Below are 24216 nucleotides of genomic sequence, written 5' to 3'. Positions count from 1 at the left end.
GAGGGGGCGCCGGGCAGGGCAGGGCAGCGGCCTGATTCAGAACGGAAAATTGACGCGTGCCCATTCCATCCCAATCGGGTGTTCCGGAATGTTCCCGAAAGATTTCCAACATGTTCCGTGGGGCGCGCTGTGTGAATATTGGGATTCATCCACAGCGCCCATTGAGGCCCATACTGTCCCATGATACTCCACGTTAAGACATGGTTTACCCATGTGGGGTTGAGGCATTTCAAGTCAGGGTCTGCGGGTGTTCGTTTCCACCTATGAAAGCGCTATTGATGCAAAGGGCCGGGTATCCATTCCTGCACCCTTTCGCGCGGCGTTGGGTGGCGGAAACCGGATTTTCCTGTGGCTGGCACTCGACGGATCGGGCTGTCTGGAAGGCGGCGGCGAGGCCCTGATGGCCATGTACCGCGCAACGCTGACGCGGCTGGCGCCCCACTCCCCTGCACGCAAGGCCCTGGTGACCCGTATCATCGCCGGATCTGCTGACCTGAAAATGGATGATACCGGCCGCATCAAGCTGACCGACGAGCTGCTGAAGGCCGCCAATCTGACCGACCGCGTGAAGTTTGCCGGCAATATGGACAGTTTCCAGATCTGGAACCCGGATCGCCATGCCGAGCACTTCGACGCGATGGCGGCGGAAGCCGCGAAGGAAGACACGCTGGAAGCGCTGGGCCAGGCCTATTCCGAAGTGTTGCAGCAGCAGGCCGGCGGCAATGCCGCGCTGAAACTGGTGGACGGAGGGGAGGGCTGATGCCTGAGAACGCGTCCCTGCCACTGGAGGCCGATCCCGGACACAAGCCGGTCATGCTGGATGAAGTGCTGGAGTGGCTGGCGCCCCGCGATGGCGACATCCTTGTGGATGGCACATTTGGCGGGGGCGGTTACAGCCGCGCGATCCTGGCGGCGGCGGAGTGCACCCTGCTGGGCATTGACCGCGATCTAGACGCCATTGCACGGGCCGAAGCCATGGCCGCGCAGACGGAACGGCTCGTTCCGTTGCTGGGACGGTTTGGAGACATGGACGAAATCGTCCGTGCAGCCGGATATGAGCAAGTCGACGGCGTGGTGCTGGATATCGGCGTGTCCAGCTTCCAGATCGACCAAGCCGAACGCGGCTTTTCCTTCATGAAACACGGGCCGCTGGACATGCGCATGGGCGCCGCCGGGCCGAGCGCCGCGGATGTCGTCAACCGGATGGCTGAACGGGACCTGGCAAATGTCATCTTTCGCCTTGGCGAGGAGAAGCAGTCCCGCCGGATCGCGCGGGCGATTGCGGCGCGCCGCAGCGAGGCGCCCTTCGAGACCACCACCGATCTTGCGGAAACGGTCGAGACGGCCGTGGGCGGGCGCAAGGGCGCACGCATCCACCCGGCAACCCTGACCTTTCAGGCCATCCGCATGTATGTGAATGACGAATTGGGTGAGCTGGCGCGTGCACTGCACGCAGCCGAACGCCTGCTGAAGCCGGGTGGGCGGCTGGTGATCGTCACGTTCCATTCCCTCGAAGACCGTCTTGTGAAGCAGTGGCTGAAAGGCCGTTCCGGCAAGATGGGGGGCGGGTCCCGGCATATGCCGGTGGCAGAAAAGGGACCGGACAACACGTTCGAACTCCCTGTTTCCAAGGCGGTTTTGCCGTCCGCTAACGAAGTTGAAGGCAATCCGCGCGCACGGTCTGCAAAGTTGCGGGCCGCGATCCGTACCAGCGCGCCTGCCATTGAGGACAAGGCCAGTGACGGCATGAATCTGCCGCCGCTGTCAGACCTGGAGGATGCTCTATGAGCCGTCGCGCATTTCTGTTCGGACTGGTCGTTGTGGGCCTGTTGATCGTCAGCCTGTACCGCGCCAAATACGGCGCCAAGGACACGGCGGCAGAGCTTCTGGCCGTGGAAGCGCAGATCGAGGATGCGCGTCACGAAAAGGCGCTGCTCCAGACCGAGTTGTCCCATATGAGCCGCCGCGAATGGATCGAGGAATATGCCCGCACCGAGCTGGGCATGGCTCCGCCGAAGCCGGAGCAGATGGCATCTGAAGGCGACCTTGATGCGCTGGTGGGCGAACCCAACAGCCTCGTTGTGTCCGCACCGGACGAGGTGGACGTGGAGTCCGGGGAGGCGCCAGAGTGAGCGAAGCCTCCCGGAACCGGACACGGCTTGCTGGTCTTGCGATCGGCGCGCTGTTTGTCGTTCTGGCTGGCAAGGCCGGCTACCTGTCCCTGTCCGGGGGCGGCGCCCCGGCCCATGGCGACGGTGCGCCGGATGAGCGCGTCGTGCGCGCCGATATCGTGGACCGCAATGGCGAATTGCTGGCGACGTCAGTCAGCGCCTATTCGCTGGTCGCAAACCCGAAACTGATCTGGGATGGCGCCGAAGTGGCGAAGGCTCTGGCCGGCGTGTTGCCCGATCTCGATGTCGAGGAAATGAGTGCCCGCCTGTCGGATCAGAGCCGGGAATTTGTCTGGGTGGAGCGGGGCCTGACCCCCCGCCAGCGCAAGGCCGTGTTCGATCTTGGACTGGAAGGGCTGCGGTTCGAGGAAGAGAGCCGCCGGGCCTATCCCCGCGGGACGCTGGCCGGGCATGTGCTGGGCTATACGAATATTGATGGCGTCGGTGCCGGCGGCATCGAATACAGCCAGAATGACCGGCTTGCCGCCGGTGGGGAGCCGGTGCGCCTGACCATCGACAATGGGGTGCAGGCGGCAGTCGAGGCCGAGCTTGCCATTGCGGCTGTGGAGCATGAGGCCGAAGGCGGCGCGGCCATCCTGATGGACGCCCAGACCGGGGAGGTGAGGGCGCTGGCCAGCTGGCCGCCTTTCGACCCGAACCGGTCGGTCGACATTCCGATGAAAGATCCGTCGCGCCTGAACCGCGCGACCGGTGCGGTCTATGAGCTGGGCTCCGTGTTCAAGCCCTTCACCGTGGCCGCCGCGCTGGAAGCAGGCGCCGTGCATCCAAAGGATTTGTTCGATGTCCGCAAGCCGCTTGAAATTCGCGGCTACACGATTGAGGACGATCATCCGCTGTATGGCGATGCGGATGTCACGCACATCATTTCGAAGAGTTCGAACATCGGGACGGTCCGGATCAATGAGGCGCTGGGCATCCGGCGGCAGCAGGATTTCCTCCAGCGGGCCGGCCTGATGGAGCGGGCGCGGATCGAATTGTCCGGTAGCGCCGCGCCGATCCTGCCGGAGCGGTTCGACGACCTGTCTTCCGCGACCGTTTCCTATGGTCACGGGATTGCCGTGTCGCCGATGGCGTTCCTGGCGGCCTTCTCCGCCTTTGCGAATGAGGGCGAACGGGTTCAGCCAACCCTGGTGATGGGACACACCAAACGCCCCGATCCGGTGCGGGTGATGTCTGCCCTGACGGCGGACATGGTGAATGTGATGATGCGCGAAGCCGTGCGGACCGGCACGGGCCGCAATGCCGAAGTGGCGGGGTATCGCGTGGCCGGCAAGACCGGCACGGCCGAAAAGCCGGTCGCAGGCGGATATGATGATGACCGCAATGTCACGAGCTTTGCGGCTGTCTTTCCCTATGATCGCCCCCAATATGCCCTGATCGTGACACTCGATGATCCCAAGGCCGGATCGGATATCAGCGGAACGGCAGCGTTCAATGCAGCCCCGGCAGCCGGGCGGATCATCGAACGGGTCGCGCCGCTGATGGGACTGGCGCCACGGTTCGAGGATATCCGTCCCGCAGGTGCAGCCCTCCGCTCCGGCGAGGAGAAGAGGAGTTCCTTGTGACCAGTTTGAAAGACCTGTTCCCGCTCGCCGAGCAGGGAGACATCGAAATCAGCGGCATGACGGCAGACAGCCGCCGGGTTGCGCCCGGTTATCTGTTCGCTGCCCTGAAAGGCACCGTGTCTGACGGGCGCGATTACATTTCCCAAGCGCTGGAAAAAGGCGCCGTGGCGGTGCTGTCCGAAGGCGGCGTGGAGGTGACCGGCGCGGTGCATGTGATTGCGGACGAGCCCCGCAGGGCCCTGGCGCTGGCCGCCAAACGGTTCCATGCCGCGCAACCGAAGACGATTGCGGCCGTGACCGGCACGAACGGCAAATCATCCACCGTGGATTTCTGCCGCCAGATCTGGGCCAATGCCGGATTGACCGCCGCCTCGATGGGCACGCTGGGCGCGATCGGCCCGAACGGGAAGATCGATGTCGGACATACGACGCCGGATCCGGTGACCATTCACGAGACGCTGGCGACACTGGCCGGGCAGGGCGTGACACATTGCGCGATGGAGGCGTCCAGTCACGGCCTGGAACAGCACCGGCTGGACGGGGTGGACCTGGCCGCGGTCGCCTTCCTCAACTTCACGCAGGACCATCTCGACTACCATGCGACGATGGAAGACTACCTGAATGCGAAACTGCGCCTGTTCCGCGATTTCGGCGGCCAGGGCCTGCCAGCCGTCGTGAATGCCGACAGCGACCATCGGGACATCTTCGAGACGGCCGCGCGGGACCATGGCCTGCAGGTTGTGTCGTTCGGCTGGCGCGGGGAAGACCTCTGGATCGACGAGATCATGCCGCGCGCCACGGGTCAGATGCTGAACCTGTTCTGGCGGGATGTGGAATGGAAGCCGCTGGAATTGCCACTGATCGGCGAGTTCCAGGCCCTGAATGCGCTGGCGGCGGCCGCGATCTGCCTGTCGCTCGGCATGGAGCCGGAACAGGTGGTCGACGGCCTGACGAAACTGAGGCCCGTAAAGGGGCGGCTGGAACTGGTCGGCAAGACCGAGGCCGGGGCGGGCGTGTTCGTGGATTATGCCCACACGCCGGACGGTCTGGATGTATTGCTGCGGGCGGTCCGTCCGCACACAGCCGGGCGGCTGAAGGTCATCTTCGGCTGTGGCGGCGATCGCGATGCGAAGAAGCGCCCGCTGATGGGAGAGATCGCGGCGCGCCAGGCGGACGACGTGATCGTCACGGATGACAATCCGCGAACGGAAGATGCCGACAAGATTCGCCATGCCATCCTTGAGGGCGCCCCGGGCGCACGGGAGATCGGCGATCGTGCCGAAGCCATCCGGACCGTGATTGGCGAACTCAGGAAGGGTGACACGCTGGTTATTGCCGGCAAGGGACACGAGACCGGTCAGATCATCGGCACGGATGTGATCCCGTTCTCGGACCAGGACACGGCGCTGGCCGCGCTGAAAGGCGGTGCCGGATGAGCGCGCCGCTGTGGACCTCTTCCGATATTGCGCTGGTCACCGGCGGTGTGGCGACCGACCCGTTCGCGGTGACGGGCAGCGTGTCGATCGATACGCGGACCCTGAAACCGGGTGATCTGTTCGTGGCGCTGACGGATCAGCGTGACGGGCATGACTTTGTCGAGGCAGCCTTTGCGGCCGGCGCGGCCGGTGCGCTGGTTTCGCGGCAGGTGGGGCAGGGCCCGCAGGTCGTGGTGGAGGATGTGCTGGCGGCGCTGGAGCAGATGGGCGTCGCAGCCCGGGTCCGGTGTGGCGCGCACCGCACGGCGGTGACCGGGTCTGCCGGCAAGACCAGCGTCAAGGAAATGCTGGCGCAGATCTACCGCGCATTCGGACCGGCGCACTGGAATGTCAAAAGCTTCAACAATCACTGGGGTGTGCCGCTGACACTGGCGCGCATGCCGGAAGCGACCAGCCGGGCCGTGTTCGAGATCGGCATGTCGACGCCGGGCGAGATTGCGCCGCGCAGCCAGATGGTCCGGCCGCATACCGGCATCATCACCTGCATTGCCGGCGCGCATCTGGAAGGGCTGGGCTCGCTGAGCGCCGTGGCGCACGAGAAGGCCGACATCTTCAGCGGCATGGAAGCGGGCGGCACGTTCATCCTGCCGGCCGATGATGAATTCTTCGACTATCTGGCCGGGCGCGCCCGGCGCTTCTGCCCGACCGGAAACCTCGAAAGCTTCGGCCGGGGCGCCGGGGCGACGGCGCGGGTGGTTGGTTATGAGACCGACGGCATGGAAAGCCGCATCCAGCTCGACATTGTCGGCAAGCCGGTCCTGGTCACGATCAATGCCGTGGGCGAGCACTGGGCGATGAATGCGGCCGCCGCCGTTCTGGCCGCGAGCCAGTCGGGCCTGGCGGTCGAGGATTGCGCCGAGGCGCTGACCGGCTATGCGCCACCCCCCGGACGGGGGACGGCAGAGCGGGTCGCGCTGCCGCAGGGCGGGACCATCACGCTGATCGATGATGCCTATAATGCAAACCCGGCGAGCATGCGTGCCTCCCTGGCGGCGCTGGTGCGGCGCGGCGGCGGACGGCGTCTGGTCGCCCTGGGGGAAATGCTGGAAATCGGCGAAACGTCGGATGCGGAACATGCCGGGCTGGCCGGGCCGGTGGCCGATACCGGGCCGGCTGCCATCTTCCTGTCGGGTGACAAAATGACTCACCTGTCGGACTCACTTCCGCCGCAGTTGGAGCAGACCTGGGCACGGACTTGGGAAGAGCTGTGGAATCCTCTGCAAAATACGCTGCGAGATGGAGATGTCCTCTTGATCAAGGGGTCGAATGCGTCCGGGATGGCGAAACTAGCTGACCGAATTCGCCAATGGAGCGACTCGGCAACGGGTAAGATGGAAGGCGGGGCAGAAGGCCCTGCAAAGGTTGGGTGATGCTGTACGAATGGCTGGCCGCAGACAGCGGCGTATTCAATGTCCTGAACTATATCACCTTCCGGTCCGGTGCGGCTGTGGTGACGGCGTTCCTTGTGACCGTCCTGTTCGGCGACGCGATCATCAATTTCCTCCGTGCCCGGCAGGGCAAGGGACAGCCGATCCGCGACCTGTCGCTGGAGGCGCAGCTGTCCAAGCAGGGCACGCCGACCATGGGCGGCTTCCTGATCTGGCTTGGCCTGGTCGTGGGCGTGCTGCTGTGGGGCAATCTGAAGAACCCATATATCTGGGTCACCCTGTTCGTGACCCTGTCCTATGCCGTGCTGGGGTTCATGGACGACTATGCCAAAGTGGCGAAGCAGACCGATGCAGGCGTATCGGCCAGGCTGCGCCTGCTGGTCGGCTTCGGCATCGCGGCGCTGGCCTGTGCGTTCATCATGGGCCTGCACGGGGCGCACACGCCGGCCGGACATGCCGAATGGGGCCCGCTGAACGGGCTGGCCCAGACCATTGCCGGCCTTGCCCCGCAAACCAGTGTCGAGCCGGCCGATCCGGCCTTTGCCGGCGGTGTGGCCGTGCCCTTCGTGAATGACTACTTCCTGCCGCTGGGCGCCTTTTTCATCCTGTTCGGCATGATCGTCGTGGTCGGCAGCGCCAATGCGGTGAACTTCACCGACGGGCTGGACGGCCTGGCGATCGTGCCGATGAGTTTCGCGGCCGCCTCCTATGCGCTGATCGCGTACCTGACCGGCAACTTCGTGTTCGCAGACTATCTCGGCATCCAGTTCACGCCCGGCACCGGCGAGCTGGCCGTGCTGCTGGCCTCGATGATCGGGGCGGGCATGGGCTTTCTCTGGTACAATGCCTATCCGGCCAAGGTGTTCATGGGCGACACCGGATCGCTGGGCCTGGGCGGCATGCTGGGCGTGGTGGCCGTGGCGGCGAAGCATGAATTCGCACTGGTCATCATCGGCGGCCTGTTCGTGCTGGAAGCCTTGTCGGTGATGCTGCAGGTCGGCTGGTTCAAGATCACGCGGAAGCTGACCGGGGAGGGCAAGCGTATCTTCCTGATGGCGCCGCTGCACCACCACTTCCAGAAGAAGAACTGGCCGGAGACGCGCGTTGTGGCGCGGTTCTGGATCCTGTCTGTCCTGTTCGCCCTTGCGGGCCTTGCCACACTGAAGCTGAGGTAGGCCGTCTCCGATGATTCCGATTACTGAATACGCAGGAAGGGATGTTGCAGTGTTCGGCCTTGGCCGGACAGGCCTCTCGGCTGCCAAGGCCCTGAAGGCCGGCGGCGCGCGTGTTCACGCGTGGGACGACAATGAGGAGACCCGCGCCAAGGCGGAAGCGGCGGGCCTGACCCTGTCGGACATCAACAAGCGCGACTGGCAGACCTTTGCCGCGCTCGTCCTGTCACCCGGCGTGCCGTACAAATTCCCGCAGCCGCACCGCATCGTGCGGATGGCGGAAATGACCAATGTGCCGATTGTCGGCGACATGGAACTGTTCGCCCGCGCCGTGCAGGCGCTGCCGGAGCGTGGCCGGCCGAAAATTGTCGGGATTACCGGCACAAACGGCAAGTCGACGACGACGGCGCTGATCGGTCATATCCTGAAACAGGCCGGGCGGGACGTCCGCATCGGTGGAAACATCGGCACCGGCGTGCTGGATCTGGCGCCGCTGCACGCAAATGCGATCTATGTGCTGGAGCTGTCGTCCTACCAGCTGGACCTGGTGAAGAGCCTGCATTGCGACATTGCCGTATTGTTGAACATCACGCCGGACCATCTCGATCGGCATGGTGGCATGGACGGCTATCAGGCCGCGAAGATGCGCATCTTCCAGAACCAGACCGAGCGCGATGTGGCCGTGATCGGTTTTGACGACGTGATCACCCAGTCGATTGCCATCGGCCTGTCGGCGAATGGTCCGGCGCGGGTGGTGCAGGCCTCCTCGACCTATGCGCTGGGCCGCGGTGTCAGTGCCGTAGACGGACGGCTTTATGACAGCAGCGGCGGCCAGGCGAACCATGTCGGCAAGCTGGACGAGTGCATCGCGCTGCCCGGTCGGCACAATCACCAGAACGCGTCGGCTGCCTATGCGGCCTGCCGGTCACTGGGCCTCGACCCGCAGACCATCATGGAAGGGCTGCGCACCTTCCCGGGTCTGGCACATCGACTGGAACTGGTGGGCGAGATCGACGGCGTGCGCTTCGTCAACGATTCCAAGGCCACGAATGCCGAGGCGGCTGAACAGGCGCTGAAAGCCTACAAGAATGCGTTCTGGATTGCCGGCGGGGTTGCGAAGGCCGAAGGCATCCAGCCGCTGGCGCCCCTGTTCCCGAACATCACCAAGGCCTATCTGATCGGAGAGGCGGAGGAGACCTTTGCCACCACGCTGAAGGGGCAGGTCGCGATGCAGACCTGCGGGACCCTCGAAAAAGCCGTGGAAGCTGCATTTCGCGATGCAAAAGCCGCCGGAGACGATCATCCGGTCATTCTTCTTTCACCTGCCTGTGCAAGTTTCGACCAGTTCCGCGATTTTGAACATCGCGGAGATGTGTTCCGGAGCATCGTCCAGTCCATGATGCCGCAGGAGATGAAGGAGTTGGCTTGACCTACGTATCGTCCGCCCCATTGCTCGCACGCTCGGACATGTCCTGGCTGACCGAGTGGCGGCGGACGCTCGATTGGGGCCTGCTCGGCGGTGCTTTCTTCCTGATGGCGATTGGCCTGTTGATGTCGCTGGCGGCCGGACCGACAGCAGCGACGCGCATCGGCTATGCCGATGAATACTTCTTCGTGTTTCGTCAGGTCTGTTTCGCCGGACTGGGCGGCGTCATCATGGTGGCAGTCAGCATGCTGGACCGGACCTGGGCCCGGCGGTTTGCGACGCTGGTTTTCGTGGTCAGCCTGACGCTGATGTTCTTCATTCTTGTCTGGGGTCATGAAGCCAAGGGCGCGCAGCGCTGGCTGCGCATTGCCGGTTTCTCCCTGCAGCCGAGCGAGATGGTCAAGCCGGCGCTGATCGTGCTGGGCGGCTGGTTGCTGGCCCAGCGTGAACAGTATCCGGACGGCCCATGGGCCGTGACTGCTTTCCTCTTCTACGCCGTGACGCTTGGCCTGTTGCTGTTGCAACCCGATGTCGGCCAGTCAGTGCTGCTGACAGCGGCCTTTGTGGTGACCTTCTTTGTCAGCGGGCTGCCGTGGAAATGGGCGGCCGGATTTGCCGTGGGCGGTGTGGGCCTGTCTGCGTCCCTGTATGCCCTGCTGCCGCATGTGCGGTTCCGCGTGAACAGTTTTCTCAATCCGGGATCGGCGGACACCTACCAGATCGACCGGGCGGCCGAGGCGATCGGGCGCGGCGGCCTGTTCGGCGTCGGCCCGGGGGAGGGGCAGGTTAAGATCCATCTGCCGGACGCGCACACCGATTTCATCTTTGCCGTCATGGTGGAGGAGTTCGGCCTGATTGCCGCCCTCGTCCTGATGGCAATCTTCGTGCTTCTGATCCTGAGAGGGTTCCGCGCCAGTTCCCGCGTGCATGATGGTTATGCACGCGCAGCCAGTGCCGGACTCTTCACGCTGTTTGGCCTTCAGGCTGCCATAAACATTGCGGTAAACTTGGCCCTTATCCCGCCCAAGGGCATGACACTGCCATTTGTGTCCTATGGCGGCTCGTCCATGATCGGGACGGGATTGACACTGGGCCTTGCGCTGGCACTTGTGCGCGGACAAGGCACGCGCACAAGGGGCCGGTATGGCTGACACGAAAGACAAGCTCGTCATCATTGCAGCAGGCGGTACCGGCGGGCACATGTTTCCCGCCCGGGCCTTTGCTGACGAGATGCGGGCGAGGGGCTGGAAGATCGGCCTGATTTCGGACAAGCGCGGCGCGAAATATGCCAAGGATTTCCCGGCGGACTGGCTGGAGCAGGTGCAGGCGGCCTCGCCAAACTTTCGCAAACCCTGGACGCTGCCGGCCGCGGCGCTGAAGATCAATGCCGGCATTTCCCGGGCCAAGACCCTGATCCGCGAAACACGTCCCAGCCTGATGGCGGGCTTTGGCGGCTATCCGGCCTTTCCGGCACTGGCGGCCGCGCGGCGTATGAATGTGCCGATCATCATTCATGAGCAGAACGCGGTGCTGGGCCGGGTGAACCGGCGCTTTGCCCGTCAGGCCAAGCTGGTGGCCAGCGGGTTCGAGCGCCTCGACAGGCTGCCCTCCTGGAGTGCGCATCTGGCGGTTGGCAATCCGGTGCGCGAAGCCATTCTGGCGCGGCGGGACGATCCCTTTCCGGCGACGGATGACAAGCTGACCATTCTGATCACCGGCGGCAGCCAGGGATCCAAGATCATTGGTGAGACGATCCCGGCGGCGATCGTGGACCATGTGCCACCGCCGTTGCAGGCGCGGCTGCGCGTCATCCAGCAGGTACGCAAGGAACAATATGCCTTTGTCGACAACATGTATCGCCGCATGAAGATCGAGGCGGAACTGTCGCCATTCTTTGCTGACATGCCGGAAAAGCTGTCACAGGCGCATCTGGTGATCGCCCGGTCCGGGGCCGGGACGGTCTCGGAAATTGCGGCGGTGGGCCGGCCTTCCATCCTGATCCCGCTGGCGATTGCCATGGACGACCACCAGGCCGCCAATGCCGAAGCGCTGACCGAGATCGGCGCGGCCGACATGATCCTGGAAAGCAATCTGTATCCGCAATTGCTGGGCGGGCTGATCACAGCCCGCCTGCAGGATGCGGAGGAGTTGAAAGCGCGCGCTGCGACGGCAAAGGCTTCGGCCAAGATCAATGCGGCGAAGGATCTGGCCGACATGGCGGAACGGGTGGCGGAGCTTTAGGCCACCCGCGGCGCGCAGGCATGAGTCTTGTGCATTTTGGCGTCCCGCAGCCACTCCCATCCGAATGCCTCTGCGGTATCGCCATCCCGTTGGCGCAAGGCGAGGCGTTCAAGGGCTTCCTCCAGTGTGGGCGTATGCCCTTCGGGCACCCACCACATGACGAAGTGCATGTCCTGCATCAGGTCGAACCATTCGGCCCGGCGTTCGTAGAATTTGCGGTGGATGGTACCCCAGACAAAGGTTTCGAGGCTTTTGACGTCTTCCCAGACCGTCAGATTCGCCACGAATTGCGGGTCGTCATCTATCTTTGCGTCGGTATTGCCCTGTCCGGGCTCGCCCGAGCCTTCCATCATCCAGACAAATCCCGGCATGGATTTTCCGATTCCGTTGACGAGATCGAGATTGTCCATGAAGTCCTTGACGCGCGGGTCATCGGTCGGGGCGACAAGGCGGCCGACATTCAACTGGGCCAGATGCTTGGTCATGATGGCGGCTCCGGGATGTCGTGAAGCACCAGAATTGCGCCTCATTCCAGTCATGTTGGGACGTCAGGTTCGGGGTTCAAGCATTCGCCGAAAGGTTTCATGATTGCGTCATGCAGAAGCAGCGCTTGCTTCGCGCTCCCGCGTCACGGTATCGCTAGGCGTTCCCGTTTCCCTATCTGGACGATCCTGAATGACTTCTCCCACTCCTTTCGACCTTGGGCCGGCGCATATTATCGGCATTGGCGGCATTGGCATGTCCGGCATTGCGGATGTGATGATCACGATGGGCTATGAGGTACAGGGCTCCGACATCCGCGAGTCGGACAATATCCAGCGCCTGCGCGAGCGGGGCGCGAAAATCTTTATCGGCCACAAGGCCGAAAATGTGAAAGGCGCCGGAACGGTCATCATTTCCTCCGCCATCAAGGCTGGAAATCCGGAAGTGGACGCGGCGCGGGCGGCGGGCATTCCGGTTGTGCGGCGGGCCAATATGCTGGCCGAGATCACGCGCCTGAAATACACGGTCTGTATCGCCGGCACGCATGGCAAGACGACGACGACCAGCATGGTCGCGGCGCTGCTGGACGGGGCAAACATCGACCCGACGGTCATCAATGGCGGCATCATCCACGCCTATGGCTCGAACTACAAGGCGGGCGAGAGCGACTGGATGGTGGTGGAGAGTGATGAAAGCGACGGCACGTTCGCCAAGCTGCACCCGACCTGCGCCGTGGTGACCAATATCGACCCCGAACATATGGATCATTACGGCTCGATGGAAAAATTGCGCGAGGCATTCGACACGTTCGTGGAGAATTTGCCTTTTTACGGCTTTGCCGTGCTGTGCACGGACCATCCGGAAGTGCAGGGACTGGCCGCGCGCGTCACCGACCGCCGACGCATCACCTATGGCTTCAACCGCCAGGCCGATGTCCGCGCCGTGAACCTGACAACCGATTTGTCGGGGGCGCATTTCGACGTGGCGCTGCGCCGGCCGGGATCGGCGCAGCCGCGCATGATCGAGAATTTGACCCTGCCCATGGCCGGCGAGCACAATGTGCAGAACGTGCTGGCCGCAGTTGCCGTGGCGCTGGAGCTGGGCGCGACGGATGACCAGATCCGCAGCTCCATGGGCCAGTTCGGCGGGGTGAAGCGCCGCTTCACGCAGGTGGGGGAATGGCTGCCCGTAGCGGATCAGCCCCCGGTGCGCATCATTGATGATTACGGCCACCATCCCGTGGAGATTTCCGCTGTGCTCAAAGCGGCGCGGGCGATGCAGGGGCAGGGGCAGCTGATCGCGGTGTGCCAGCCGCACCGCTATACCCGGCTGCGCGATCTGTTCGAGGATTTCTCGCGCTGCTTCGACCAGGCCGACCATGTTCTGGTGGCGCCGGTCTATGAGGCCGGGGAGAGTCCGATCGACGGAATCAGCCATGAGAGCCTGGTGGCCAGCATCTCCCGCAACGGGCATCGCGGGGCGGCGACGATTGGTTCGCTGGAGGCGTTGCCGGACGCCCTGAAGGCACTGGCCGAGCCCGGCGCGATGGTGGTTTGCCTGGGGGCGGGGGACATCACGAAATATGCCGCCGAGCTGGCCGGAAAGCTTTCGGCCTGACGCCGGGACAGGGGCAAAACCGCTTTCCCTTTCTCCGCGAATGTGCAGGCTAGGCGGCAGATGCCGGCACGCGGCACATGGGAGGATACCGCATGACCGAGACCTATATTTCGCCCGGGCAGGACGAGGAGGCGGCGATTGTGGAGTCGCAGGTCACGCCGACGGCGGGCGAAGGCGGCGTGCTGGGCAAGACAGGGCTGGCCTGGGCCTGGTTCGAATGGGCCCGCAATCCCTATTACATCCTGATCATCATCTATGTCTTTGCGCCCTATTTCGCGCGTGACATCATCGGCGCGGACATCCTGGCCAGTGGCGAACTGGAGGGCATGGACCCGGAAACGGCCCGTCAGGTGGCCGGTGCGAAGGGCCAGGCGGTGGTCGCCTCCCTGTCGAAATGGGCCGGCGCGATTGCCGCGCTGACGGCCCCCTTCCTGGGCGCGGCGTTTGACCGGGGCCTGAGGCGCAAGCCATTGCTGGTGCTGTTCCTGGGGGTGCTGTCGGTCCTGAGCTTCCTGCTCTGGTGGGCGGTGCCGGGCGAAGCCGGCTTTTCCACGGGCACGGTGATTGCCATCCTGATTGCCGCCTATGTCACCTATACGTTCAGCGAAGTGACGCACAATTCCATGTTGCCGGATGCGGCCCGTCCGTCGGCCCTGCCGGGCGTGTCCGGGCTGGGCCTGGCGCTGGGCAATGCGGCGGCAACCCTGTTGTTCGTGGCCATCGTGTTCATGTTCGCCCTTCCGGACATGCTGAGCTGGCCGTTTGCCGAGCCGCTGTTCGGGATCGACACGACAAAGTATGAGCATTTCCGGATTTCCGGCCCGATCTGTGCGGTCTGGCTGGCCGTGATGATCATTCCCTTCTTCCTGTATTCGAAGGATACCGGGGTAAAGGGCACGCCCTTCCTGCCATCAGTGAAGACCGGGGCGGAGGGCGTCATCCGCACCGTGCGCAAGGCCGCGCAGTATCGGGAAGCGTTCAAATTCCTGATCGCCCGGACAATCTATGCCGACGGCATGTTCGCGCTGCTGGCGCTGGCGGCGGTCTATGTCAGCCTGTTTCTCGGCTGGGGCATTGTCGAGCTGACAGTCTATGCCATCTGGGCCTCGATCTGGGCCGCTGTGGGCGGGGTGGCCGGTGGCTGGTTCGACTCAAAGCTCGGTCCGAAGAATGCCCTGCTGATGGAATTGATGGCCATTGTGATCATCCTGTTCTTCGGCCTGTCGGTGACGCGGGACTCGATCCTGTTCGGCCTGTTCGAGAACCGGCAATTGTGGGAGGCCCCGGTCTTCTCGAGCCTGTCGGACGTCACCTATCTGCTCAACGGCGCCCTGATCGGTGTGTTCGCGACGGCCAATATCTCGTCCAGCCGGTCGATGCTGGTGCACATTGCGCCGACCCATATGCGGGGCGAGTTCTTCGGCCTGTATGCGATTGCCGGAACCGTGACCGTCTGGATCGGCCCGCTACTGATCGAGCTGTTCACGACCTGGTCGAACAGCCAGCGCGTCGGCATGTCGGCCATCGCGCTGTTGTTCTTCCTGGGCTTTGCGGTGCTGACCACGGTGCGGGTCGGGCGCACCCCGGCAGAATAGGGCAGGGCCCTGACCTAGCTGGTCGGTCCGAACGGGCTGCCACCCTTGGTGACCCGGGTGATCTCGTCGACCCGGCGCGGGCGGAGATAGAATTTGTCGCTGATTGTCCGTGAGGACTTCAGAAAGCCGCCCAACTTGCTGTCATGCTCGTAGACGACTTCCGCCATGATAATGGATCCGGGCGTGGACACGATGCCGTCCGGCAGATCGATCGAAGCGCCCTTGGCATAAGCTGTCATCATGTAGGCATCCGACCAGTCGACGACCGGCTTGCCGTCGCCCTTGTCGACGATGCTGGACAGCCGCATCGTGGCGCTCTTGGCGTCATAGGGCTGCATCATCACTTCGGCTGCGGCGAACATTTCCTTCATGTCGTCATCGGTGACCGTGGCCAGACGGGCCGTCAGGTCACCGAGGCTGGCCGTGGTCGAGGTCACGCGGCGGTCGACGCGCATCAGCAGGCTGAGCTCGACTGCGCCGAGATAGATCAGGATCAGGACGGGGGCGATCAGGGCGAATTCGACCGCCGAGACACCTTCCTCATTGTAGCGGATGCCGCGCACGCCACGCCATTTCAGGCGGGGGTTCAACCGGGAAAGAATCGATTTCACAGACATGGTCATCAGTCTCCGAAAGGTTCGTTGCGGAACACCGCGTTCGATTGCAGCAGGTGGCGGTTGTTCGGAAGATTGGACAGCGGCGCGGAAATCCACGGCGTCAGCAGTTTCCATTCATACAGAACACGGATTGCGACCACATCGTTTGCAGACCCCGGATCGTAGCGGAAATCGGAATCGTCGATCTCGCCATCCTTGTCCAGCGGCGTGGTGATGTCGGCCGAACTGAAATTGTCGAGCGAACGCACGTCAATATAGAGATGGTCATCGCAATTCAGCAGATTGTAGAATTTCGAGCAGACTTCGGTGCGGAATTCGACCTTGGTGAAGCCGCTGTCCTGCGCCTGGCCCGTGCGGATCTTACGGGACGCTTCTGCCAGCGCGTGTTCCAGGACCGAAGCCATGATGAAGACCAGGCAGACCTCCATCAGGCCAAAGATCAGGAAGAAGAAAGGCACGGACACCAGTGCGAACTCGACCGCGGCAATGCCGCGCCGGTCTTCACACCATTGTTCAAACTTGCGGCGCAGCCTTGGCGCAACAATTCCGTTCTGTGTCGTCAGTATCATGACCCAAACCACCCTCATGAGTAGAGGGTCACCCTAGCGGATCTGGGTTGTCATGCCGTTGCAGCGATATGTTGAATTTTATCGATTTCGGCGTCTGGACCGCGCCGGGGCGCGGTTTCTGCGCGTCTAGCGTGTGTCGGTTGTTTCGCGCACACCCTGCTGCTGCTGGAGCTGCTGGTCGAAATGGCCCGGATTGTCACCCGGATTCAGGGTGGGGCGGCAGGTCGGCGCACAGTCATAGGTAAAGCTGGATCCAGACCGGTTGACGGTGACCAGGTTTGCTTCATCCGCTGTCACGACAATGTCGGACGAGAAGATCTGACGGCCGGACTTGTCAAAGACCAGCAGATTGGTCGTGCCGAAGGACTTTCCGGTCAGGAAAAGGAGCTGGTCATCATGAACGGAGACGTCCGCAATTGCCGGATTGCCGAGCACGATGCTGGCCGCCTCGCTGCGCAGGTGCAGCGGAATTGTCTTGTTGAGCTCGACGGAAATCGGTCCGGCAAGGGCTGCCTGGGACAGGGTTGCCGCAATCGCCGGCAGGGCGCAGAACTTCGCGAACAGGTTCATCAGGCTGGCTCCAAGGATCAATCAGCATCGGCACTTTCCCTGAAGAAGGTTGCGCGTTTCCTAACCGGGTTACCCCTGCACGGCATTTTACACAGACTGGTCTTTATAATAGGGAAGGGGCCATGGGACCGAATCACCTGAACGCCTGATTTTGCGGGCATACAGATGGTAAACAAATCCCTCACCCGCCTTCATGGATTTTCTCTTTTCTTTCATGTGATGTTGAGAATGATTGGGTAGGTTCCATCATGTTCCGGGTAGAGGATTTTGCCGGGGCAAAAACAATTGCATGATGGGAGTTTCCAATGTTTGCACGTTTTCTGAAAGACGAGTCTGGCGCCACGGCTATTGAATACGGCCTGATCGCTGCTCTGATCGCTGTTGCTATCATCGGTGGTGCTACCGCCCTTGGTAAGTCTGTGAACGACAAGTTCCAGAACGTCGCTACGTCGATGAACGGCGCCTAAGTTCAGGCTACAAGCCTAGACTTTAGCAATGAGGCCGCCTGGGCAAACCAGGCGGCCTCTTTCGTTTGGGGCGGCGCGTTTAAAAACTTCCTTCAGTCTTTTGGGGCAGGTTGGCCCGCGAAAACCGACCTGAAGGACGTATCCATGATCTTGTCCCTGCTCGCCGGCCTGTTCCTGGCCCTGTGCGTATTCGCTGCGTTGCACGATGTGAACCGGCTGACCATTCCGAACTGGCTGAACCTGACGCTGGCACTGCTCTTTGTGCCGGCAGCCGCCGTGTCCGGTGTTCCGCTGGAAATCATCGGGGGGCATGTCATCGCGGCGGCCTGTGCGCTGCTGATCGCGTTCGGCCTGTTCGCCTTCAACATTTTCGGGGGAGGGGACGCAAAGATGATCCCGGCGGTGATGTTGTGGGTCGGGCCGTCAGCCAGCATCACCTTCCTGTTCACAATGGCCGTAGCCGGTGGCGCCTGCGCCGTGATCATCATCCTTGTGCGCATGACGATGCCCGCCGAGGCGGTGCCGGGTGCCATCCGGGCCCCGTTCGAGGAGAAGGCCGGCGTTCCCTATGGCGTGGCCATCGCCGCGGGCGCGTTTGCCGCCGGAGCCCAGTCGCCGTTTCTTGCCGAAGTATTAAGCCGGATCAGCAATTTCGGTTAACGATGCTTTAGGCAGCATATGAAATTGTCATCCCTGATCGGACATCGCTGAGTCGAACACGATTTTCCGAGGTGTCGTATTTCCGGAGGAGTGGGGCCTCATGTCGCCAATTCGTCTAATCATCCTGATCGGAGCTGCCATTGCCGCCATCGCGGCGGCATTCCTGGTCCGGAACCTGGCCCAGCAGGGTCCGTCCGCACCGGCGCAGCCGACGACGGTGATCGAGCATATGGAGATCACCGAGATCAAGGTGCTCGTCGCGCAGCGCGACCTGTCAATCGGCGACTATGTTTCCGTGGATGACCTTAAATGGGCCAACTGGCCCGAGAACAGCATCGTGCCGGGGTTTCACACAGATGAAGACTCCCCGGATGCGATCGAACTTGTGGCCGGCAGCGTCGTGCGCGTGCCGATCTTCCAGAACGAACCGATTCATCCGCGCAAGCTGGTCAAGAAGGGCGACACCGGCACGATGGCGGCGCTGATCGAGCCGGGCATGCGCGCCATATCGGTAGAGATTTCAACCGAGTCAGCCTCCGGTGGCTTCATCCTGCCGAATGACCGTGTCGACGTGATCCTGACCTATGAAGTCACTGTGCAGACGGGTGATGCGATGGTCGACAAGACTGCCACCAGCACCATCCTGCAGAATGTGCGCGTTCTGGCGATTGACCAGGTGTACCTCACCGAGGAGGGCGATGGCGCCGCACAAGTGGGCAATACCGCCACGCTGGAAGTTGACAGCAAGGAAGCTGAACTGATCGCCATGGCCCAGCGCAAGGGCGAGCTGATGCTGGCGCTGCGTCCCTGGTCGGATGTCGGTGATACGTTTGATCGCGACGCCCGGATCGATCTGCTCGAGAATGGCGGCAGCAACAATGGCGGCATCCAGGTCTATCGCAGCGGCAAGCAATCGACTGCCGGTGTGGGGGGAAGTTGAGTATGAAGACGTCGCACATTCTTCCGGGCCTTCTGGCCCTGTCCACAGCTCTGTCCGCCGCGCCTGCCGCGCTGGCTGCGCCGGACACGATCGGGGCCCGGATCACGCATCCCGGCGAGTCAGCCTATAGCGAACAGGTCACGATCAACGTCAACAAGTCGATGGTGGTCGAACTCGACACGCCAGCGGCAGACGTGGTGATCACCAATCCCGAGATCGCTGATGCGGTGGTCCAGACGGCCAAGCGCATCATCTTCCGGGGGGTCAGCTTCGGCCAGACAAATGCGTTTGTCTTCGATCGTGCCGGGAACCAGATCCTGAACCTGGAAATCGATGTCGAAATGGACATGGCGGCGCTGCAGCAGCTGATTGCGCGCCACGTGCCGAATGCCCGTGCCCGGATCGAAAGCGTGAATGGAAATGTCGTTCTGACGGGAACGGCGGACAGTCTCTCTGCGGCGGACGCTGTTGAGCGCCTTGTTTCGGCCTATGTCCGGGCAGGGGACGACACGCAGGTCATCAACATGATGAACATTGCGGCGAAGGACCAGGTCCTGCTGGAAGTCCGTATCGTCGAGATGCAGCGCAATGCGGTCAAGCAGCTGGGCATCAATCTGACCGGATCGCCCGGCTTTGGTGATCTGGCCGCCCTGGTCGAGCGCCAGCTGTTCGTCGACAATGGCACCGGCGTTGTGGTCGATGCCGGCACGACGACACTCGCGCCCGGCCTGCCATATTCCCTGAACGCCGATGTCGGCAGCTCGCTGAGCTTCCCGGTGCAGGGCCAGAGCCTTGGCGGGTTTGGCGGCACGATCGGCTATCAGAATTATGTCGGCACAGACCTTCAATCGAGCATCGGCGCGGACATCAACGCCCTTGAGCGGATTGGTATTGTCCGTACGCTGGCTGAACCGAACATTGTCGCGATCTCCGGCGAGAGCGCGCAATTCCTTGCGGGCGGTGAATTCCCCGTTCCGGTTGGCCAGGACAATAATGGCCGCATCACGGTGGAGTTCAAACCCTATGGTGTGGGGCTCGGCTTCACTCCGGTTGTGCTGTCGGAAGGGCGGATTTCGCTGAAAGTGTCGACCGAGGTTTCCGAACTGACCTCCGAAGGCGCCTATCAGGGCACGAGTTCCACCACGATCGATGACGAGGGCAATGTCATCACCGTCGAGGGTGCGACCCTGCCGGCCCTGTCGGTGCGGCGGGCCGAGTCGACCATCGAACTTCCCTCGGGCGGCTCCATGATGATGGCGGGCCTGATCCAGACCCGGTCCCGCCAGACGCTGGACCAGGTGCCGGGCCTGAAGAAGCTGCCGATCCTGGGCGCGCTGTTCCAGTCTCGCGACTTTGTGCAAGAAGAGACGGAACTGGTCGTGATCGTGACACCCTACCTGGTCGATCCGACATCGAAGGACCAGCTGCGCACGCCGGCAGAGGGCTTTGCCAATGCCTCGGATGCGAAGACGATCTTCTTCGGCAAGCTGAACGAACAATACGGCAAGAACGGCGCCAAGGTGGATGCGGAAGACTATCGCGCACCTGTCGGCTTTATCGAGGAATAGGGGACGGATCATGAGCAAGCTGACCACTTCATCTCTCGCCCTCGCAGCGGCTGTTGGAGTCCTGACGATCACGGCCTGTTCGAGCGCTGCGCCGACGGCCGTGCCGCAGGCCTACCTTCAGGGCACGCCGCTGGACCGCAATCCGATCGGTGTGGCGAAGCGCACTGAATTCCTGGAAATCGACATTCACCCTGCCGCCAGCCAGCTGAGCCTGAGCGACAAGGCGCGGATCCGCAACTTCGTGGCCGACTACCGGTCTGTGGGTCATGGTCCGCTGATCATGTCGCTGCCAATGTCGAGCGCGAACCCGCAACTGGCCGTGCAGGCGACCGCTGAAGCGCGCGAGATCGCCTGGGAGAATGGTGTCGCCTATGAGGAAATCGCCGGCGGAACGCATGGGGAAGAATCGGACGTGTCCGAGCCCCTGATCCTGGCGTTCCAGTCCTATGAGGCGATTGCGCCCGATTGTCCGTCTCTGGCATCGCTCGATATGGGCGACATGTCCTCGAACAATGAGCTGCCGACGCTTGGTTGCGCGGTGCGCACCAATCTGGCGGCCATGATTTCCGATCCCGGCGATCTGCTGGGACAGCGGTCCCTGGATCAGGGTGATCCGGTTCGCCGCGCAACTATTCTCGACAAGTTCCGCAAGGGTGAAGTCACCGGGGCGGAACGGGGCGAAAATGAATCCGGCACGGTGTCGACGGCAGTTGGCAATTAGGGCCGGTGAGAGAGGTTTGGTAGATCATGTCTAACGAGAATGCACTGTTCGATGAAGACTTCGAAGATGTCTTTTCCGATGATCCGCTGGCTGACCTTGTGAGGCCGGCCGCCGAGGCGGAATCCGCTGGTGAAGCGGATGTCGAAGCCGCCCCGGATGGTGTGGTGGCAGACAATGATGCCGGCATGATCAGTCCGGCAGAGCCAGCCGGCGGGGATGCAATGCTGCCCGCAATCTCGATCAAGCTGTTCTATGAGCGCCAGGAAACACGCGGCCTGATGGAAGTCTGCGCGCACGACCGCCGCATGGGCCGCGCGACGATCGAGTGCATTCCGGGCGGTATTCCGGCGGCCATCGCCTATATGAGCGAAAATCCGACCCCGAACCTGTTGATGATTGAATCCTCGGATTCCGCGGCGCAGGTGCTGAGGGAGATCGACGCGCTGGCAGAGCATTGCGACGAGACCGTCAAGGTGATGGTGATTGGCGCGGTGAACGATATCATGCTGTATCGCCAGTTGATGGCGCGCGGCGTCAGCGAATACCTCGTGCCGCCCTTCCAGCCGCTGCAGATCATCCGGTCCATCGGCGATCTGTTCATCAATCCGGATGCGCCGTTCGTCGGCAAGCAGATTTCCATTGTGGGCGCCAAGGGCGGGGTAGGGGCGTCGACCATTGCGCACAATCTGGCCTGGGCCCTGTCGGAGAATGTGAAGGTCAACACGACCCTGGTCGATCTCGACCTGTCCTTCGGGACCACCGCGCTCGACTTCAATCAGGAAACGCCGCAGACCGTGGCCGATGCGCTTCTGGCGCCGGAGCGGGCCGATGATGCCGTGATCGAGCGGCTTCTCGCCAAGCCCACCGACCGCCTGTCCCTGTTCACGGCGCCGGCCACGATCAACCAGATCATGGACATTCCGGACGAAGCGTATTCGGTCGTCATCGAGGGCGCGCGGCGCAATGTGCCGTATCTCGTTCTGGACCTGCCACACATGTGGTCAAGCTGGATGCTGAACACGCTGGTCGCGTCCGACGAGGTCATCATTGTGTGCCAGCCGGACCTGGCTTCCCTGCGCAACGGCAAGAACATGATTGACCAGATGAAGGCCAAGCGCCCGAATGATCATCCGCCCCGCCTCGTGCTGAACATGAGCGGCGTGCCGAAGCGACCCGAGATTCCCGTGAAGGACTTTGCCGCGGCCATCGGGGTGGAGCCGGAGATCATCCTTCCCTTTGATCCGGAACTGTTCGGTACGGCAGCCAATAATGGCCAGATGATTTCCGAAACCGATGCGACCTCGAAATCGTCGCAGGCAATCGATCATCTCGCCTCGACCCTGACCGGCCGCACCATCGTTCCGCAGGAGAAGTCGTTCCTTAAGAAGTTGCTGGGAAAGTGACCCATAGGGGGACCCTTGAATGGCATTTGGAAAACGATCCGCTTCCAGCAGTCCGGTAGCCGCGCCGGCAGCGCCGGCCCCCAAGCCGGCCGCGCCTGCGCCGAAGCCGAAGCCTGTCTCGAAGAAGCCGCCCGTGCCGGATCCGGTTCCGGTCAAGGGCGCACCGAAACCTCCTTCCGAAGGGGGCAAGCCTGTGCGCGTTCAGGCGCCGGAGGCCAAGCCGGAACCCGTCCGCAAGGTGGTTCAGCAATCTGACCAGTACTACGCGACGAAGATGACCATCTTCAACGCGCTGATCGACACGATCGACCTGTCGCAGCTGGCGCAGCTGGACGCCGAAAGCGCGCGCGAAGAGATCCGCGACATCGTCGTGGAGATCATCAGTATCAAGAATGTGGTGATGTCGATCTCCGAGCAGGAGCAACTGCTGGACGACATCTGCAACGATGTGCTGGGCTATGGTCCGCTGGAGCCGCTGCTGGCGCGCGACGACATCGCGGATATCATGGTGAACGGCGCCGACACGACCTATATCGAGGTCAACGGCAAGATCGAACGGACCAATATCCGGTTCCGCGACAATGCGCAGCTGATGAACATCTGTCAGCGGATCGTGAGCCAGGTTGGACGCCGGGTAGACGATTCCTCGCCGATCTGTGACGCTCGCCTTCTGGACGGGTCTCGTGTGAACGTGATCGCGCCGCCCCTGGCGATTGATGGTCCGACACTGACCATTCGTAAGTTCAAGAAGGATAAGCTGCGCCTTCAGGACCTGGTGAACTTCGGGTCGATTTCCGAACCCGGCGCAGACATCCTGCGCATCATCGGACATTCGCGCTGCAACGTGCTGATCTCCGGCGGTACGGGTTCGGGGAAGACGACGCTTTTGAACTGCCTGACCGGATTCATCGATCCGACCGAGCGGGTCATCACCTGCGAAGACTCGGCCGAATTGCAGCTGCAGCAGCCGCACGTTGTCCGTCTCGAGACGCGCCCGCCGAACATCGAGGGATCGGGTGAGATCACGATGCGGGACCTGGTGAAGAACTGTCTGCGTATGCGTCCGGAGCGGATCATCGTGGGCGAGGTGCGTGGACCGGAAGCCTTCGACCTGTTGCAGGCCATGAATACGGGCCATGACGGGTCGATGGGCACACTGCACGCCAACAGCCCGCGCGAGGCCCTCAGCCGTGTCGAATCCATGATCACGATGGGCGGTTTCTCGCTGCCGGCAAAGACGATCAGAGAGATGATCGTCGGTTCCATCGATGTCGTTGTGCAGGCTTCGCGCCTTCGCGACGGGTCGCGCCGCATCATGAACATCACGGAAGTCATGGGCCTGGAAGGGGACACGATCGTCCTTCAGGACGTGCTCAAATATGAAATCGAGGGCGAGGACGAGGATGGCAAGGTGCGTGGTGTCCACCGGGGCACCGGCGTTGGCCGTCCGCGCTTCTGGGAGCGCGCGTCCTATTACAATCTCGAGCGTGACCTTGCGGTTGCGCTGGATGCGCTGGGAGCCTGAT

General features: G+C 62.6%; 23 protein-coding genes. 19 read left to right on the top strand and 4 right to left on the bottom strand.

Annotation, left to right across the window (positions count from 1 at the left end):
* Nucleotides 1-247 precede the first annotated feature (247 nt).
* From HF955_RS03525 to murG, 10 genes are read left to right on the top strand one after another with little or no spacing between them, the layout of a single operon-like run.
* Nucleotides 248-760 carry a hypothetical protein gene (locus HF955_RS03525; protein ID WP_253065420.1) on the top strand — a complete coding sequence of 171 codons (513 nt, stop codon included), beginning with the start codon at nucleotides 248-250 and terminating at the stop codon, nucleotides 758-760.
* A complete protein-coding gene (rsmH, locus tag HF955_RS03520; RefSeq protein WP_291077923.1) occupies nucleotides 760-1788 on the top strand; it encodes a 16S rRNA (cytosine(1402)-N(4))-methyltransferase RsmH in 1029 nt (342 codons plus the stop codon). The genes HF955_RS03525 and rsmH overlap by 1 nt, the downstream gene beginning before the upstream one ends.
* Entirely contained in the window at nucleotides 1785-2132 is a 348-nt protein-coding gene (locus HF955_RS03515) for a septum formation initiator family protein (RefSeq protein WP_036263042.1), read from the top strand. The genes rsmH and HF955_RS03515 overlap by 4 nt, the downstream gene beginning before the upstream one ends.
* Entirely contained in the window at nucleotides 2129-3757 is a 1629-nt protein-coding gene (locus tag HF955_RS03510; protein WP_291077920.1) for a penicillin-binding protein 2, read from the top strand. Before HF955_RS03515 ends, HF955_RS03510 begins: the two co-directional genes overlap by 4 nt.
* Nucleotides 3754-5193 carry a UDP-N-acetylmuramoyl-L-alanyl-D-glutamate--2,6-diaminopimelate ligase gene (locus HF955_RS03505; protein ID WP_291077918.1) on the top strand — a complete coding sequence of 480 codons (1440 nt, stop codon included), beginning with the start codon at nucleotides 3754-3756 and terminating at the stop codon, nucleotides 5191-5193. The genes HF955_RS03510 and HF955_RS03505 overlap by 4 nt, the downstream gene beginning before the upstream one ends.
* Nucleotides 5190-6623 (top strand): UDP-N-acetylmuramoyl-tripeptide--D-alanyl-D-alanine ligase, encoded by a 1434-nt coding sequence (gene murF, locus HF955_RS03500; protein ID WP_291077916.1) that lies wholly within the window; start codon nucleotides 5190-5192, stop codon nucleotides 6621-6623. The genes HF955_RS03505 and murF overlap by 4 nt, the downstream gene beginning before the upstream one ends.
* Nucleotides 6623-7816 (top strand): phospho-N-acetylmuramoyl-pentapeptide-transferase, encoded by a 1194-nt coding sequence (mraY, locus tag HF955_RS03495; RefSeq protein ID WP_291077914.1) that lies wholly within the window; start codon nucleotides 6623-6625, stop codon nucleotides 7814-7816. The genes murF and mraY overlap by 1 nt, the downstream gene beginning before the upstream one ends.
* 10 nt (nucleotides 7817-7826) lie before the next feature.
* Nucleotides 7827-9242, top strand: coding sequence for a UDP-N-acetylmuramoyl-L-alanine--D-glutamate ligase (gene murD / locus HF955_RS03490; RefSeq protein ID WP_291077912.1), 1416 nt, complete (start codon nucleotides 7827-7829; stop codon nucleotides 9240-9242).
* Nucleotides 9239-10390 (top strand): FtsW/RodA/SpoVE family cell cycle protein, encoded by a 1152-nt coding sequence (locus HF955_RS03485; protein ID WP_027839544.1) that lies wholly within the window; start codon nucleotides 9239-9241, stop codon nucleotides 10388-10390. Before murD ends, HF955_RS03485 begins: the two co-directional genes overlap by 4 nt.
* Complete coding sequence (gene murG, locus HF955_RS03480) at nucleotides 10383-11480, top strand: undecaprenyldiphospho-muramoylpentapeptide beta-N-acetylglucosaminyltransferase (protein WP_291077910.1); 1098 nt, start codon at nucleotides 10383-10385, stop codon at nucleotides 11478-11480. Before HF955_RS03485 ends, murG begins: the two co-directional genes overlap by 8 nt.
* Here the strand turns inward: murG and HF955_RS03475 are convergent.
* Nucleotides 11477-11965, bottom strand: a complete 489-nt coding sequence (locus HF955_RS03475) for a DUF3291 domain-containing protein (RefSeq protein ID WP_291077908.1) — start codon at nucleotides 11963-11965, stop codon at nucleotides 11477-11479. The two genes, murG and HF955_RS03475, sit on opposite strands and share 4 nt — an antisense overlap.
* 190 nt (nucleotides 11966-12155) lie before the next feature.
* Here HF955_RS03475 and murC point away from each other — a divergent pair, with 190 nt between their 5' ends.
* Together murC and HF955_RS03465 are read left to right on the top strand one after the other, a co-directional pair.
* Nucleotides 12156-13580 (top strand): UDP-N-acetylmuramate--L-alanine ligase, encoded by a 1425-nt coding sequence (gene murC, locus HF955_RS03470; RefSeq protein WP_291077906.1) that lies wholly within the window; start codon nucleotides 12156-12158, stop codon nucleotides 13578-13580.
* A gap of 92 nt (nucleotides 13581-13672) precedes the next feature.
* Nucleotides 13673-15175 (top strand): MFS transporter, encoded by a 1503-nt coding sequence (locus tag HF955_RS03465; RefSeq protein ID WP_291077905.1) that lies wholly within the window; start codon nucleotides 13673-13675, stop codon nucleotides 15173-15175.
* 14 nt (nucleotides 15176-15189) lie between these two features.
* Here HF955_RS03465 and HF955_RS03460 read toward each other — a convergent pair whose 3' ends face one another.
* The 3 genes from HF955_RS03460 to HF955_RS03450 all read right to left on the bottom strand — a co-directional run bounded on the left by HF955_RS03460 (nucleotide 15190) and on the right by HF955_RS03450 (nucleotide 16931).
* Nucleotides 15190-15792 (bottom strand): TadE/TadG family type IV pilus assembly protein, encoded by a 603-nt coding sequence (locus tag HF955_RS03460; RefSeq protein ID WP_291077903.1) that lies wholly within the window; start codon nucleotides 15790-15792, stop codon nucleotides 15190-15192.
* A 5-nt stretch (nucleotides 15793-15797) separates the two neighbouring features.
* Nucleotides 15798-16361, bottom strand: coding sequence for a TadE/TadG family type IV pilus assembly protein (locus tag HF955_RS03455; protein ID WP_291077901.1), 564 nt, complete (start codon nucleotides 16359-16361; stop codon nucleotides 15798-15800).
* 126 nt (nucleotides 16362-16487) lie between these two features.
* Nucleotides 16488-16931, bottom strand: a complete 444-nt coding sequence (locus HF955_RS03450; RefSeq protein WP_291077900.1) for a pilus assembly protein N-terminal domain-containing protein — start codon at nucleotides 16929-16931, stop codon at nucleotides 16488-16490.
* 305 nt (nucleotides 16932-17236) lie between these two features.
* On the opposite strand from HF955_RS03450, the gene HF955_RS03445 reads away from it, so the two are divergent.
* The 7 genes from HF955_RS03445 (at nucleotide 17237) to HF955_RS03415 (ending at nucleotide 24215) form a co-directional block, all read left to right on the top strand.
* A complete protein-coding gene (locus HF955_RS03445) occupies nucleotides 17237-17398 on the top strand; it encodes a Flp family type IVb pilin (protein WP_291077899.1) in 162 nt (53 codons plus the stop codon).
* A gap of 144 nt (nucleotides 17399-17542) precedes the next feature.
* A complete protein-coding gene (locus HF955_RS03440) occupies nucleotides 17543-18058 on the top strand; it encodes a prepilin peptidase (protein WP_291077897.1) in 516 nt (171 codons plus the stop codon).
* A 100-nt stretch (nucleotides 18059-18158) separates the two neighbouring features.
* Entirely contained in the window at nucleotides 18159-18998 is an 840-nt protein-coding gene (gene cpaB / locus HF955_RS03435) for a Flp pilus assembly protein CpaB (protein WP_291077895.1), read from the top strand.
* A gap of 2 nt (nucleotides 18999-19000) precedes the next feature.
* Nucleotides 19001-20566, top strand: a complete 1566-nt coding sequence (locus tag HF955_RS03430; protein WP_291077893.1) for a type II and III secretion system protein family protein — start codon at nucleotides 19001-19003, stop codon at nucleotides 20564-20566.
* Nucleotides 20567-20576: 10 nt separating this feature from the next.
* Nucleotides 20577-21287 carry a CpaD family pilus assembly protein gene (locus HF955_RS03425; RefSeq protein WP_291077891.1) on the top strand — a complete coding sequence of 237 codons (711 nt, stop codon included), beginning with the start codon at nucleotides 20577-20579 and terminating at the stop codon, nucleotides 21285-21287.
* Between the two features lie 26 nt (nucleotides 21288-21313).
* Nucleotides 21314-22690: an AAA family ATPase gene (locus HF955_RS03420; protein WP_291077890.1), complete on the top strand. Its 1377-nt coding sequence runs from the start codon at nucleotides 21314-21316 to the stop codon at nucleotides 22688-22690.
* A 19-nt stretch (nucleotides 22691-22709) separates the two neighbouring features.
* The gene (locus tag HF955_RS03415; RefSeq protein ID WP_291077888.1) at nucleotides 22710-24215 is read left to right on the top strand and encodes a CpaF family protein; all 1506 of its coding nucleotides are present in this window, start codon (nucleotides 22710-22712) and stop codon (nucleotides 24213-24215) included.
* The last annotated feature ends 1 nt before the right edge of the window (nucleotide 24216 follow it).

It is taken from the genome of Hyphomonas sp. (assembly GCF_017792385.1).
Lineage (GTDB): Bacteria > Pseudomonadota > Alphaproteobacteria > Caulobacterales > Hyphomonadaceae > Hyphomonas.
This window is presented reverse-complemented; position numbering and strand designations above follow the sequence as displayed.